The sequence below is a fragment of the Streptomyces sp. NPDC060035 genome, assembly GCF_042736635.1.
Classification (GTDB): domain Bacteria; phylum Actinomycetota; class Actinomycetes; order Streptomycetales; family Streptomycetaceae; genus Streptomyces.
In genome coordinates this window covers 510,680-524,112 of the sequence record NZ_JBHWVO010000001.1, presented here as the reverse complement: position 1 = coordinate 524,112, position 13,433 = coordinate 510,680, and the positions used below count along the sequence as shown (strand labels likewise).

Genomic DNA, 13,433 nt, shown 5'->3' with positions numbered 1-13,433 from the left:
GTCAGAGCCAGCCGTTGCGCCGGAAGCCGCGGTGGATGACGAAACAGGCGACGGTCATCACGCCCACGACGAACGGGTAACCGTAGGTCCAGTGCAGTTCCGGCATGTACTCGAAGTTCATGCCGTACACCCCGCACACCATGGTGGGTACGGCGATGACCGCGGCCCAGGCGGTGATCTTGCGCATGTCCTCGTTCTGGGCGACGGTCACCTGCGCGAGATGGGCCTGCAGCACGGAGTCGAGCAGCGCGTCGAACGCGGCGATCTGCTCGGCCGTGCGGGCCAGGTGCCCGGCGACATCACGGAAGTAGGGCTGGAAGTCGGGCCCCACCGGCTCCATCGTGCGGCTCGCCAGGGCCTGCAGCGGCCGGTCCAGCGGGGACACCGCCCTCTTGAACTCCAGCAGTTCACGCTTCAGCTGGTAGATGCGGCCCGCGTCGCCCCGGCCGGCCTGCTCGCTGAAGACGGCGGTCTCCACGGCGTCGATGTCGCTCTGCATGGCCTCGGCCACGGCGAGATAGGTGTCGACCACCTGGTCGGCTATCGCGTGCAGTACGGCTGCGGGCCCCTTCGCCAGCTGCTCGGGTGCGGACTCCAGGCCCTCGCGCAGCGGGCCGAGCGAGCCGTGGCTGCCGTGCCGGACGGTGATCACGAAGTCGGCGCCGGTGAAGACCATGATCTCCCCGGTGTCGACCACCTCGCTGGTCGCGGTGAGCTCCTCGTGCTCGACGTAACGGCAGGTCTTGAACACGGCGAACAGCGTCTCGTCGTACCGCTCCACCTTGGGCTGCTGATGGGCGTGCACCGCGTCCTCGACGGCGAGCGGATGCAACGCGAACAGCTCTGCGACATCCGCGAATTCGGCTGCGGTCGGCTCGTGGAGCCCGAGCCAGACGAAGCCCCGGCCGGAGGCACGGACGCGGCGCAGGGCCTCGTCCGCCGGGCAGTCGGACGGATGCCGCAGCCCGTCCACGTACAGCACGGAATTGACCACCGCGCTGCCGAGCGGGGAGCGCGCCGGGTGGCTCAGATCCACCTTGCTGCGGTAAACGCGGCGGACCGCATGGCGGAGACTGCGGATCAACGGCACGGGGGCTCCTTCGCACGTTCGGCGGCCAGTGTGCCACCGGCGCCGGACCGTCCGTCGGCTGCCCCCGGCATCACCGGACTGGACCAGTGACAGATCCCGGCCGCACTGGTCCGGTGCCCCTCCCGGCGCGTACCGTTGTGCCAGCACGAAGATCTTCTTCCCGGAGAGCGGGCAGGGGATATCCGTCAACCGTGCGGGTACCCATGTCGCGCGACCGATGCGGTAGCCGCAGGAACCGCAACCGACCGACCAGCGACAGGACCCCGTACCGTGAAGATCCTCGTCAGCGCCGACATGGAGGGCGCCACCGGCGTGACGTGGCCGGCCGATGTGCTGCCCGGCACCCCGCAGTGGGAGAGGTGCCGCTCCCTGTTCACCTCCGATGTGAACGCGGCGGCCCTCGGCTTCTACGACGGGGGTGCCGACGAGGTACTCGTCAACGAAGCCCACTGGAGCATGCGCAATCTGCTGCTGGAGCGGCTCGACGACCGGGTCCAGATGCTCACCGGCAGGCACAAGTCCCTCTCCATGGTCGAGGGCATCCAGCACGGGGACGTCGACGCCATCGCGTTCGTCGGCTACCACACCGGTGCCGGCACGGAGGGCGTACTCGCGCACACCTATCTCGCCAACTCCATCACCGGGGTCTGGCTGAACGGTGTCCGTGCCAGTGAGGGCCTGCTCAACGCCCATGTCGCGGCGGAGTACGGCGTTCCGGTTATTCTGGTCACCGGCGACGACCTGACCTGCAAGGACGCCCACACCTATGCCCCCGACGCACGCAAGGTCGCCGTCAAGGACTACGTCTCGCGGTACGCGGCCGTGTGCCGCACCCCGACCCGTACCGCAGCCGACATCCGGGCCGCGGCAAAGGACGCGACCGTGCTCGCCGTGCGCCACGCACCGGTGACCGGTGGCTCCTTCACGGTGGAGCTGGAATTCGACGCCGAGCACCTGGCGGCGGCCGCGACCGTTGTCCCCGGCGTGGCGCCGAGCGGTGAGCGGCGCGTCGCCTACACCAGCGGGACGATGTACGAAGGTATTCGCACGTTCAAGGCGGTGACGACGATCGTGTCGTCCGCCGTGGAGGAGCAGTATGGCTGAGGCGACCGACCTGCCCGGACCCGTCGACGACCGGGCGCTCGACGAAGTGGTGACGTTCACCTCCGAACTGATCCGGATCGACACCACCAACCGCGGCGACGACAGCTGCCGGGAGCGCCCGGCCGCCGAGTACGTCGCCGAGCGGCTGGCCGATGCCGGACTGGAGCCCACGCTGCTCGAGCGCACGCCCGGACGGACCAACGTGGTCGCCCGGATCGAGGGCACCGATCCGTCCGCCGACGCGCTCCTCGTACACGGGCACCTCGATGTGGTGCCCGCCGAGGCCGCCGACTGGACCGTGCACCCGTTCTCGGGCGAGGTGCGCGACGGGGTCGTATGGGGACGCGGCGCCGTCGACATGAAGAACATGGACGCGATGGTCCTCAGTGTCGTCCGGGCCTGGGCGCGCGCCGGTGTCCGCCCGCGCCGGGACATCGTCATCGCCTACACGGCCGACGAGGAGGCCAGCGCCAACGACGGCTCCGGCTTCCTTGCCGACCGGCACCCGGAGTTCTTCGAGGGCTGCACGGAAGGCATCAGTGAGTCCGGGGCCTTCACCTTCCACGCCGGACCCGGCATGTCGCTCTATCCGATCGCGGCGGGCGAGCGCGGTACGGGCTGGCTGAAGCTGACCGCCGAGGGCAAGGCGGGACACGGCTCCAAGGTCAACAAGGCCAACGCCGTCAGCTTGCTCTCCGCCGCCGTCGCCCGGATCGGGCAGCACGAGTGGCCGGTGCGGCTGACCCCGACCGTACGGGCCGCCCTCACGGAGATCGCCGCGCTCCACCACATCCGTGTCGACCTCGACGCGCCCGGATTCGATGTGGACGAACTGCTGGGCAAGCTCGGTCCGGCCGCCGCACTCGTCGAGCCGACCGTCCGCAACAGCACCAATCCGACGATGCTGGACGCCGGTTACAAGGTCAACGTGATCCCGGGCCGGGCCACCGCCCATATCGACGGCCGCATGGTGCCGGGCGGCGAGGACGAGTTCGTCGAGACCCTGGACCGGCTGACCGGACCCGGCGTCGACTGGGAGTTCCACCACCGCGAGGTCGCGCTGGAAGCCCCGGTCGACTCACCGACGTACGAGAAGATGCGCGCCGCCGTCGAGCTGTTCGACCCGGGAGCCCATGCCGTCCCGTACTGCATGTCGGGCGGAACGGACGCCAAGCAGTTCTCCCGCCTCGGCATCACCGGCTACGGGTTCTCCCCGCTGAAGCTGCCCGTCGGCTTCGACTACCAGGCCCTGTTCCACGGCGTCGACGAACGGGTCCCCGTGGATGCCCTGCACTTCGGCGTCCGGGTCCTGAACCACTTCCTGCGCAACGCCTGATCGACTACGGGGGAACCGACGATGGTGTCCACAGCGGCGTACGGCACATGGCCGTCACCTGTCGACGCGGCACTGGCCGCCTCGCACGACGGCAGGCCCGAGTTCGTCGACAGCGTCGGCGACGAGGTGTGGTGGACGGAACCGCGCCCGTCGGAAGGAGGCCGCCGCGCCCTCGTACGCCGTCGGGCCGACGGCACCACCGGATCGGTCCTGCCCGCCCCGTGGAACCCTCGCAGCCGCGTGATCGAGTACGGCGGCCGGCCGTGGGCCGGGGCCGCGCGCGAGGAGGGCGGACCGCTGGTCGTCTTCGTTCACTACCCCGACCAGCGGCTGTACGCGTATGCCCCGGACGGGCCCGACGAGCCCTGGCCGCTCAGCCCCGTCTCGGACATCGGCGACGGACTGCGCTGGGTGGACCCCCAGCTGCACCTCGACCGCGGCGCGCACGGCGAAGTCTGGTGTGTACTGGAGGAGTTCACCGGCGAGACGCCCACCGATGTCCGCCGGGTGATCGCCGCCGTGCCACTGGACGGCTCGGCGGCCGACGACCGGGGCGCCGTACGGGAACTCGGCGGCGACCGGCACCGGTTCGTCACGGGGCCGAAGCTCTCCTTCGACGGCCGGCGGGCCGCCTGGATCGCCTGGGACCACCCGCAGATGCCGTGGGACGGCACGTTCGTGATGGTCGCCGAGGTCGCCGAGGAGGGCACCTTCGCCGGCGTACGGCCACTCGTCGGCGCCGTCGACGAGTCGGTCGTCCAGGTGGAGTGGGACCGGGACGGCTCGCTGCTCTTCGTGTCGGACGTCGGCGGCTGGTGGGAGCTCCAGCGGATCCGGCCGGACGCCGTGGCCGGCGCGGTCGTGCCCAGCAGCCGGCTCTGCTCCGGCCGGGGCGAGGAGTTCGGCGGGCCGCTGTGGAAGATCGGCCTGAACTGGTTCCGGCTGCTGGACAGCGGGCTGATCGCCGTCATCCACGGCCGGGGCACCACCCGGCTCGGAGTGCTCGACCCGGAGACCGGCGAGCTCGTCGACGTCGCAGGTCCCTGGACCGCGTGGGCCGAAACACTCGCTGTGCAGGACACCCGGGTCATCGGCATCGCCGCGAGCCCGCACACCTCCTACGAGGTCGTGGAGCTGGACACTGCGACGGGCCACACCCGGACCATCGGCCCGCCCCACCAGGACGCCGTCGACCCCGCGTACTACCCCGAGCCGCAGATCCGGACCTTCACCGGACCGGGCGGCCGTGAGATCCACGCCCACGTCTATCCACCGCACCACCCCGCACGCACCGGCCCCGCCGACGAGCTGCCGCCCTACGTGATCTGGGCGCACGGCGGCCCCACCGGACGCGACCCGGTCGTACTCGACCTGGAGATCGCCTACTTCACCTCCCGCGGCATCGGCGTCGCCGAGGTCAACTACGGCGGCTCCACCGGCTACGGCCGTCTCTACCGCGAACGGCTCCGCGAACAGTGGGGCGTGGTCGACGTGGAGGACTGCGCCGCCGTCGCCCTGGGGCTGGCCGAGGAGGGCTCGGCCGACCGCGACCGGCTGGCCATCAGGGGTGGCAGCGCCGGCGGCTGGACCGCTGCCGCATCCCTCACCGGCACCGACGTCTACGCCTGCGGGGCGATCAGCTACCCCATTCTCGATCTGGAGGGATGGGCGACCGGCGAAACGCACGACTTCGAGTCGCAGTACCTCGAGTCGCTCGTGGGCCCGCTCGCGGAGGTGCCCGAGCGCTACCGTGAACGCTCACCGATCAACCGCACCGACCGGCTCAACGTTCCGTTCCTGCTGCTCCAGGGGCTTGACGACCCGATCTGTCCGCCGGTCCAGTGCGAACGGTTCCTCGCCGCGCTGGAAGGCCGCGGCGTTCCCCATGCGTACATCGCCTTCGAGGGGGAGAGCCACGGATTCCGCCGTGCGGACACCGTGCGCCGTGCCCTTGAGGCCGAACTCTCCCTTTACGCACAGACGTTCGGCGTCGACCGGGCCGACGTCCCCCGTCTGGAGCTGAAGAAGTGACCTTGCAGCCTCTCACCCGGCCGGCCCGGCTGCGCCCCGGCGCCCGGGTCGCGGTCGTGGCACCCAGCGGCTCCGTGCCGGCCGAGCGCCTCGAGAGGGGTCTCGACCTGCTGCGCGGCTGGGATCTGGAGCCCGTGGTGGCACCCCATGTCCTGGACGTGCACCCGGAGTTGGACTACCTGGCCGGCACGGACGAGAACCGCGCCCGGGACCTCCAGGAGGCGTGGTGCGACCCGTCCGTGGACGCGGTGCTGTGCGCCCGTGGAGGGTACGGCGTGCACCGCATGGTCGATCTCCTGGACTGGCCGGCCATACGGGAGGCCGGGCCCAAGGTGTTCGTCGGCTACAGCGACATCACCGTGCTGCACGAGGCATTCGCCCTGCGGGCAGGATTCTCGACCCTCCACGGCCCGATGGTCGCCACCGAGGTCTTCCTGAAGGACGCCACCACCCAGGAGTCCCTGCGCTCCACCCTCTTCGAGCCCGAGTCGGTGCGTACGCTCGGGCTGGACACGGCAACTGCCCTGGTCCCCGGGCGGGCCCGGGGTGTCACCTACGGCGGCTGTTCGAGCCTGCTCGCCGCCGACGCGGGGACCCCGCACGCCCGGACCTCCGCCCGGGGCGGCCTGCTCGTGATCGAGGACATCACGGAGGACCCGTACCGCCTCGACGGAATCCTCACCCGGCTGCTGCGCATCGGGGCCCTCGACGGCATATCCGGGGTGGCGTGCGGCTCGTGGGAGAGTTGCGGACCGTACGAGCAGGTCCGAGCCGTGCTCAACGACCGGCTGGGCGGACTCGGGATACCGGTCGTCGAGGAGCTGGGCTTCGGCCACAGTCCCACGGCGCTGACGATTCCGCTCGGCGTGCCCGCCGTACTGGACGCGCCGGGTGACGGCGGTCGCTGCACGCTCACCACAGAGGTGCCGGCCCTGGCATGAAGTGCCGCACCACGCCTCTTTCCTGAATACCTGGCAGGCGAACTCCGGCACGGTGCGTTGACAGCGGTATGACGCATGTCACAGCATGGGCCCGGCTCGGTACTGACCGGTCGGTAAGGTGCCCTCGGTGTGGAGGTCCATGTGTCGCGTACTGTCCCCAGGTTCCGCCGTCCACTCACTTTCCTCGCCGGGGCGGCACTCGTCGCCCCGCTCGTGCTGCTCGGCGCGGGTCCTGCCTCGGCCGCCGAATTCACCGTGACCCCACTCGAGTTCACCGTGCGGGCGGGCGACCGGTCCTGCACCGTGGATGCCGACCTCTACCGGCCCGCCGGCGTGGACGCGGAGCACCCCGCTCCTGCGGTTCTCGCGACCAACGGCTTCGGCGGCAGCAAGTCCGACGGCTCCACCGACGCGATCGGCAAGGCCTTCGCCGCCCGTGGCTATGTCGGCCTCGTCTACTCCGGACTGGGCTTCGGCAAGTCCGGCTGCCTCATCACGCTCGACGACCCGGCCGTCGACGGAAAGGCGGCCTCCGGGCTCATCGACTTCCTCGCCGGGACACGGGCCGCCGACGACGGAACCAAGGCCGACTACGTCACGGGCGACGGTCCGGGCGACCCGCGTGTCGGCATGATCGGCGGCTCGTACGGCGGGGCCGTCCAACTGGCCGCCGCGTCGGCCGACCACCGGGTCGACGCGCTCGTTCCGCTGATCACCTGGAACGACCTGGCCTACGCGCTCGCCCCCAACGCCACCGGAGCGGTTCGGGGCGTCTCCTCCGACACCCCCGGCGTCTTCAAGTGGCAGTGGACCAACGGCTTCTACCTGCTGGGCGAGGCCCAGCCGCTCCTGGTCCCGAGCCTCGACCCGTCGCGCTTCGGCAGCCTCACCTGCCTGCACTTCGCCCCGCGGGCGTGCGACACCATCCGCCTCCTGAACTCCGGCCGCTACCCGGCCGCCGAGGCCGACGCGATGCTGGACTACGCCCGCAGCGTCTCACCGGCCTCCTATCTGCAGGGCGTCACGACCCCCACCCTGCTCGTCCAGGGCCAGGCCGACAGCCTGTTCAACCTCAACGAGGCGACCGCCACCTACCGTGCGCTCGATGCGCAGGGCACGACGACGAAGATGATCTGGCAGGCCTGGGGCCACAGCGGTGGCTCGGTGCCCGGCGAACTCGACCTCGGACAAGGCAATCTGGAGACCAGCTACGTCGGACAGCGGATCCTCGCCTGGTTCGACCGCTACCTCGAGCACAAGGAGGACACCGACACCGGGCCGGCGTTCGCCTACTACCGCGACTGGGCGAGCGGCTACGGAACCGCGGCCGCCGTACCCGCTCTCTCGCGGAAGATGTACCTCTCCGGCGACGGCACCCTGGCCGGCAGCCGTGCGCAGGTCACCCGGGGCAGCCGCCAGTACACGAACTGGCTCCTGCCGACCAGTCACTCCGAGAGTTCGCTGGCCGGCCTGATCGGACTGAGCGACCCGGCACCGTACGACACCAAGGGCACCTATCTCGGCTGGACCAGCGCCCCCCTGACCTCCGCGGTGGACGTCGTCGGTGCGCCGAAGGCCACCCTGAAGGTCGTCTCACCGAAGACGGAGCGGGTCCAGAACAGCAGCGACGCCGCGGACAAACTGGTCCTCTTCGCGAAGGTGTACGACGTGGCGCCCGACGGAAGCAAGAAGCTGGTGAACCGTCTCGTCGCACCGGTACGTGTCCCGGACGTCACCCGCTCCTTCACGGTGGAGCTGCCGGGCATCGTCCACCGGTTCGACCCGGGGCACCGGCTGCGGTTCGTGATCGCGGCGAGCGACACGGCGTACTTCGGTAACCGGGGCATCAAGCCGGTCACCGTCGTCAGCACCCCGCAGGACACCGGCGTCCTGGAGCTCCCGGTGGTCGGCTGACCGTCACCCGAACGGCCGCACTCCACTGCCCCCGGGCCCGGGACGGAGGGATCCTGGGGTCCGGGGACGGCCGTTCCTGGTCCCGGAACCAGGACCCAGCGAAAGGGCCGCACATGAGTCCCAAGGACGTATCCACCGGTAGCACGGGCCCGTTCAGCCCCGCCCGGATCGCCGTCACCCTCCTGGCGGTGCTCGCGATCGTCTTCATCTGCGTCAACACCGCCGAGGTCACCATCCGCGTCATCATCCCGAAGGTCACGATGCCGCTCTGGGCCGCGCTGCTGGGAGTGTTCGTGGCGGGACTGCTCTGCGGGGGCTATGCGATGCACCGCCGGCGGGCGGCCAGGTAGCAGCCGGCGGACGGCAATCCCCCGAGGCGGTCCGCCGGTGCTCATCAGCGGATGGCGGGGACCGGCTGCCCGAGCCGGATCATTGGGCGGCCACCGTCCCGACATCGCCGTCGCCCGGGGCACGGCCCGCCACCGCCGACGAGAAATGGCGTTGCGCCTCATGAGGCAGCCCTGGATGCTGGCCGGCCGGAGGCGGTAAGAATGTCAGATGTTGTGGTGAAGGTGTCGGTGCGCGATCTGCTGCACGCGGACCTGACGTCGTGCGGGTGGGCAGGGTCCGAACACCACCTGGCCGGCGTCGCGAAGCAGTTGCAACGCGCCCGGCTGGGAGAGGTCGACTACCTTGCGGTCTGCCCTCCCACCGGCATCCCCGTGGCGAAGGGCGGGATCGACTACCGCGTCAAGGAGGGCGTCGGCACTCTGTGGCAGCTTGCCGTCCATCCCGCACTGCAGTCCTGTGGGATCGGCACGTTCCTGGTCGACGCCGCGGAGCAACGCATCAGGGACCGCGGTCTGTGGCAGGCCGAGCTCGGCGTGGAGGAGAACAACCCCAGGGCTCGGGCGTTCTACGAACGACTGGGCTATGTCGCATTCGACCGTCAGCCGGACTCGTGGGACGAGCAGGCCCCGGACGGGTCGTTGCGCCGCTACGAAACCATGTGCACCTTGATGCGCAAGGACATCTCCTCGGGATGTGAGTCAGCGCCTGCATGAGGCCCATGTGTCGGACGGCATCGTCACCCTGTCCCCTCTGCACGTGGACGACACCGACGCGCACCTGGCGGGCGAGGACGAACAGCTGGTGCGCCGGCTGAACGGAGGGCCAGGAACCCGGGCCGGCACCGAGGCGTACTTCCGCCCGTGCATGGAGCAGTGGGATACCGGCGGTCCGTTGCGCGCCTTCGGGGTATGCGTCGGTGCCCAGTCCACCCTGGCCGGCACGATCGACCTGCGGTTCGAGATGCCGGGCCTCGCGCCGGGGCAGGTCGACATCGCCTACGGGCTCTATCCGGCCTGGCGCGGCCAGGGTGTGGCCACGCGCGCGGTCGACCTGGTCTGCCGGTACGCCGCAGCCGGAGGAACGTCTCAGGCAGTGATCCAGGTGAACCCGGAGAACCCTGGGTCGGCAGCCGTCGCGCGACGGTCGGGCTTCACCTGCACCGGACAACTTCCGGCTGCGGACGGAGTCCCGTTCGAACGCTGCATCCGCGAGCTCTGAGCTGTTCGTCGAAGGCGTCCTGTTCCGTGGAGTCAGGCCGCCGCGGCCGTCTGTGCGTCCAGTGCCGCGAACAGCCAGTCGTGTGCGGACCCGGGGGTCGGCTCCGCCGGACCGCCCGGCGGGGTGATCACCTCGGTCACCAGCTCCCAGTAACGGTCGATCCGCGGGTCGGCCGCGAGCTGCCCGACCAGCCGGCTGCGGAAGGCAGAGGTGTCCCGGGTGTCGTACATGCTCGCGTAGGCGCCCACGAAACTGTCGAGCTCCTCGCCCGAATACGGTTCCCGGCCCCGGCGCAGCTGCATACCCGCCAGCTCGTACGCCTGGGCCAGGCCGGCGTACAGCACGGCCGGTCCGTGCGCCCCCGCGGCCCTGTGCGCCTCGGGCCGGGGCTGCTCGGCGCCCGTGCACGGGCGGGTCACGAAGGCGTTCAGCCGGGCGAAGGCGAGGGCCTGGGCCGGTTCCGGGTCGTCGGGCGGCTGAGGGACCGCCACCTCCAGGAACGCGGCCGTCGCCCGGGCCGGCATCCGCGGCGGCAGCCAGGACCGCCAGAACCGGGCCAGCGGAGCCGTGCTCGGTGGGGCGGCCAGCGCGCCGATCAGACGCAACCGGTCGGCCCGCTCCCCGGGCGGGCACTCCTGCACCAGTTGCAGCCCCGCCTCCCGCCAGCGCAGGGCCTTGAGCTGGGAGCCTAGTTCGCGCAGCTGCCCGGCGACGGCGTCCTCCAGCACACTGCCCACCTCGTCCTCCTCGTCGAGGATGCGGTGCACCTCGCGCACCGGCAGGCCGAGGGCGCGCAGGGAGCGGACCAGGCGCAGCCGGTCGAGCGCCTCGGGGCCGTACCGGCGATGCCCGCCGGTGCTGCGGGAGGTCTCCGGCAGCAAACCGCGGTCGGAGTAGAAGCGGACGGCCTTGACGGTGACGCCCGCGCGCTCGGCGAGTTCGCCGATGCTGCACAGGCCGTCGTACGACGTGAACACTTGAACCTCCCTCAGGGGGAGCTTCTACCGTACCGGCGAGCGCGGCCGGACGATCGTGTCCGGTCCGCGGACGACGGCGCACCGAGGAGAGGCCCATGACTGCATTCATCCTGGTTTCCGGGATGTTCACCGGCCCACACGTATGGGAGGACACGGCGGTGCAACTGGCCCCGGCGGGCGCCGAGGTACACGCGGTTGCCCTCACCGGACTCGGCGAGCCCCGCCCTACCGCGACGGACGGCATCGACCTGGAGACCCACATCGCGGACGTGCTCGCGGTGATCGACTCGGTCGGCGCCGCGGGCAGCCGGGAGATCGTGCTGGTCGGCCACGACTACGGCATCCACCCGGCGCTGGGCGCCGCCGACCGGCGGGCGGAGCACATCGACCGGATCGTCTACCTGGATTCGGGGATGCCGCAGGACGGCGTTCCCGCCCTGGCCGCAGTACCCGACCAGTCCCTGCGCCAGGAGTTGGCCGAGTGCGCCGATGCCGACTCGGCCCACCGGGAGCTGCCCTCCCCGGCCCGCGACGGGTGGCAGCGCTGGGGCAGCACCGCCGGCATCCCCGACGCGGCGCTGGACCGGCTCACCGCCCTCGCAGCGCCACAGCCGCTGCGCACCCTGCTCCAGCCGCTGCAACTGACCGGTGCGGCGGCTTCGTTGCCCATCACCGGGGTGCTGTGCAACGGAAACGGCGCGAGCATCGAGCTGATCCAGATGCGGGTGGGCTTCGGCGACCCCGCCCTCCAGGCTCTCACCGACCCCAGGGTGACCTTCTTCGAACTCCCCACCGGTCACTGGCCGATGCTGTCGCTCCCGGCCGAGCTGGCGGAGGTCCTGCTGCGGGCCGCCGCAGGCGAGGGGCACCGCCTGGTGGCGGCCGGCTCCACGGAACCGCCGGCGCACCTGCGGCCGTTCCTGCTGGAGGTGCCGGAGCTCCCGCGGGAGCGGACAGGGAACGTCGACCTGTACCTGCCGCCCGACACCGAAGGCCCGCGGCCGGCCGTGGTGTTCGTGCACGGCGGACCCGTGCCCGCCGAGGCCCGGCCGACCCCACGGGACTGGCCGGCCCTGATGGGGTACGCCCGGTACGCGGCCGGGCAGGGAGTGGTGGGTGTGACCCTCGATCACCGCCTGCACGACCTGATCGACTACAAGCGCGCCGCCGCGGACGTGGCCGCTGCGGTGGAGCTGGTCCGGGCCGATCCCCGGGTGGACGGGGACCGGGTCGTCCTGTGGTTCCTCTCGGGCGGCGGTCTGATCGCGGCGGACTGGCTGAGGCAGCCCCCGGCGTGGCTGCGCTGCCTGGCGGCCAGCTACCCGATTCTGGCTCCGCTGCCGAACTGGGGGCTGCTCGACAGCCGGTTCCACCCGGTGGACGCGGTGGCGGGCGCGGGCGCCCTGCCCGTCGTGGTCACACGGGTGGGGCGCGAGTTGCCCGAGATCGCCGCCACCGTCGCGGAGTTCCTGGCCGCGTCCAGGAAATGTGGGGCGAACGTCGAGGTGGTCGACGTACCGAACGGCCGCCACAGCTTCGAGACCGTCGACCCGACGGAGGAGTCGCGTGAGGCCGTACACCGTGCGATGCGCTCGGTGATGGCCCACCTGACACCATGAGCAGGGCTCTCCGGAGCGTCGCGCAGCCGCGGTTTTGACCCACGCCTTCACCTGGACGAACTCCGCGAGCGCGGCGGGCATCGCTGTCTCTGCCGCCGCGGCGGCCGACTCGTCGACGGTCCAGGCGGCCCACGAGCCGGCGTCACCGCCCCCTCCTCGCCCTGACCACAACGGCAGCCCTGACCTGGTCCCGCCGTCACGCCCTCACTACGGGCACCACGGCATCCAGGCAGCCGACGGCGGAGGCTGATGCGACAGGCGCCGCCCACTTGACCGACCATCACTTGATCAGGGGTGCCGGGCAGGCTGGTGGTGCATGACTTCGGCGAGCGCACATGATTTCGCCTGGATACGCTCCTCCTCGCTCTTCCGCAACGCGATGGAGAGCGGATGCGGCCTGACCCTGGTGCGGGGCGTCGCCCCCGGTGACGTACTGCGAGCGATGGGCGCGGAGCCGCTGGGCGCGGGAATGGGGGTGGACGCGCTGATCGAGCGGCATGGGGACTTGCGCGACGCGACGGACTGCTGGGACGACTCCTTCGTCGTGGGCGCGTGCACTGGCGACTGGTCGCTCATCCTGCAGTTCGACGGCGGCGTGGGGATGCGGCCGCGTTTCCTGGAGGCCTTGACCGCAGGAGGGCGTGCCGTGGTGCACTCCACCGACGGGGGCGCACCCATCGACCTGTTCCACCGGTACGAGGACGGCGACTTGCGGACCACCTTCCGGACGGTCGGCGGCAGCGTTCCGGAGAGACGGCGCGAGCTCCGCGGAGACACCCTCGCCAACCTGATCATCAGCATGCACAGGCACATCGTTCCGGACGCCCGAGCCAGCACCCATCCACCTTGACC

The 13,433-nt window shown here is 71.1% G+C and carries 12 protein-coding genes; 10 read left to right on the top strand and 2 right to left on the bottom strand.

Going from position 1 to position 13,433, the window contains the following annotated elements; genetic code table 11:
- Window position 1: 1 nt before the first annotated feature.
- Window positions 2-1,090, bottom strand: coding sequence for a magnesium and cobalt transport protein CorA (locus ACFWBQ_RS02355; protein WP_385483019.1), 1,089 nt, complete (start codon window positions 1,088-1,090; stop codon window positions 2-4).
- Window positions 1,091-1,360: 270 nt separating this feature from the next.
- Between ACFWBQ_RS02355 and ACFWBQ_RS02350 the strand changes: the two genes are divergently transcribed.
- The 8 genes from ACFWBQ_RS02350 to ACFWBQ_RS02315 all read left to right on the top strand — a co-directional run bounded on the left by ACFWBQ_RS02350 (window position 1,361) and on the right by ACFWBQ_RS02315 (window position 9,985).
- Window positions 1,361-2,194: a M55 family metallopeptidase gene (locus tag ACFWBQ_RS02350; protein ID WP_385483017.1), complete on the top strand. Its 834-nt coding sequence runs from the start codon at window positions 1,361-1,363 to the stop codon at window positions 2,192-2,194.
- Window positions 2,187-3,530: a M20/M25/M40 family metallo-hydrolase gene (locus tag ACFWBQ_RS02345; protein ID WP_385483015.1), complete on the top strand. Its 1,344-nt coding sequence runs from the start codon at window positions 2,187-2,189 to the stop codon at window positions 3,528-3,530. Before ACFWBQ_RS02350 ends, ACFWBQ_RS02345 begins: the two co-directional genes overlap by 8 nt.
- A 21-nt stretch (window positions 3,531-3,551) precedes the next feature.
- On the top strand, window positions 3,552-5,561 hold the full coding sequence (locus ACFWBQ_RS02340) for a S9 family peptidase (RefSeq protein ID WP_385483013.1): 2,010 nt from the start codon (window positions 3,552-3,554) through the stop codon (window positions 5,559-5,561).
- On the top strand, window positions 5,558-6,502 hold the full coding sequence (locus tag ACFWBQ_RS02335) for an LD-carboxypeptidase (RefSeq protein WP_385483011.1): 945 nt from the start codon (window positions 5,558-5,560) through the stop codon (window positions 6,500-6,502). The genes ACFWBQ_RS02340 and ACFWBQ_RS02335 overlap by 4 nt, the downstream gene beginning before the upstream one ends.
- Window positions 6,503-6,631: 129 nt before the next feature.
- The gene (locus ACFWBQ_RS02330) at window positions 6,632-8,416 is read left to right on the top strand and encodes a CocE/NonD family hydrolase (protein ID WP_385483009.1); all 1,785 of its coding nucleotides are present in this window, start codon (window positions 6,632-6,634) and stop codon (window positions 8,414-8,416) included.
- Window positions 8,417-8,529: 113 nt separating this feature from the next.
- Complete coding sequence (locus tag ACFWBQ_RS02325) at window positions 8,530-8,766, top strand: DUF1049 domain-containing protein (RefSeq protein WP_385483007.1); 237 nt, start codon at window positions 8,530-8,532, stop codon at window positions 8,764-8,766.
- 201 nt (window positions 8,767-8,967) lie between these two features.
- Window positions 8,968-9,480: a GNAT family N-acetyltransferase gene (locus tag ACFWBQ_RS02320; RefSeq protein WP_385483005.1), complete on the top strand. Its 513-nt coding sequence runs from the start codon at window positions 8,968-8,970 to the stop codon at window positions 9,478-9,480.
- The gene (locus tag ACFWBQ_RS02315) at window positions 9,461-9,985 is read left to right on the top strand and encodes a GNAT family N-acetyltransferase (RefSeq protein WP_385483003.1); all 525 of its coding nucleotides are present in this window, start codon (window positions 9,461-9,463) and stop codon (window positions 9,983-9,985) included. Before ACFWBQ_RS02320 ends, ACFWBQ_RS02315 begins: the two co-directional genes overlap by 20 nt.
- A 32-nt stretch (window positions 9,986-10,017) precedes the next feature.
- Here ACFWBQ_RS02315 and ACFWBQ_RS02310 read toward each other — a convergent pair whose 3' ends face one another.
- Window positions 10,018-10,962: a MerR family transcriptional regulator gene (locus ACFWBQ_RS02310; RefSeq protein WP_385483001.1), complete on the bottom strand. Its 945-nt coding sequence runs from the start codon at window positions 10,960-10,962 to the stop codon at window positions 10,018-10,020.
- Between the two features lie 95 nt (window positions 10,963-11,057).
- On the opposite strand from ACFWBQ_RS02310, the gene ACFWBQ_RS02305 reads away from it, so the two are divergent.
- Together ACFWBQ_RS02305 and ACFWBQ_RS02300 are read left to right on the top strand one after the other, a co-directional pair.
- A complete protein-coding gene (locus tag ACFWBQ_RS02305) occupies window positions 11,058-12,581 on the top strand; it encodes an alpha/beta fold hydrolase (protein WP_385482999.1) in 1,524 nt (507 codons plus the stop codon).
- Window positions 12,582-12,897: 316 nt separating this feature from the next.
- Window positions 12,898-13,431: a DUF6461 domain-containing protein gene (locus tag ACFWBQ_RS02300; RefSeq protein WP_385482997.1), complete on the top strand. Its 534-nt coding sequence runs from the start codon at window positions 12,898-12,900 to the stop codon at window positions 13,429-13,431.
- Window positions 13,432-13,433: the final 2 nt, after the last annotated feature.

Bases quoted from the DNA above. Each gene is read 5' to 3' on its own strand.
- ACFWBQ_RS02345 (WP_385483015.1), top strand. From the start codon at position 2,187: ATGGCTGAGGCGACCGACCTGCCCGGACCCGTCGACGACCGGGCGCTC.
- ACFWBQ_RS02340 (WP_385483013.1), top strand. From the start codon at position 3,552: ATGGTGTCCACAGCGGCGTACGGCACATGGCCGTCACCTGTCGACGCG.
- ACFWBQ_RS02325 (WP_385483007.1), top strand. From the start codon at position 8,530: ATGAGTCCCAAGGACGTATCCACCGGTAGCACGGGCCCGTTCAGCCCC.
- ACFWBQ_RS02320 (WP_385483005.1), top strand. From the start codon at position 8,968: ATGTCAGATGTTGTGGTGAAGGTGTCGGTGCGCGATCTGCTGCACGCG.
- ACFWBQ_RS02305 (WP_385482999.1), top strand. From the start codon at position 11,058: ATGACTGCATTCATCCTGGTTTCCGGGATGTTCACCGGCCCACACGTA.
- ACFWBQ_RS02300 (WP_385482997.1), top strand. From the start codon at position 12,898: ATGACTTCGGCGAGCGCACATGATTTCGCCTGGATACGCTCCTCCTCG.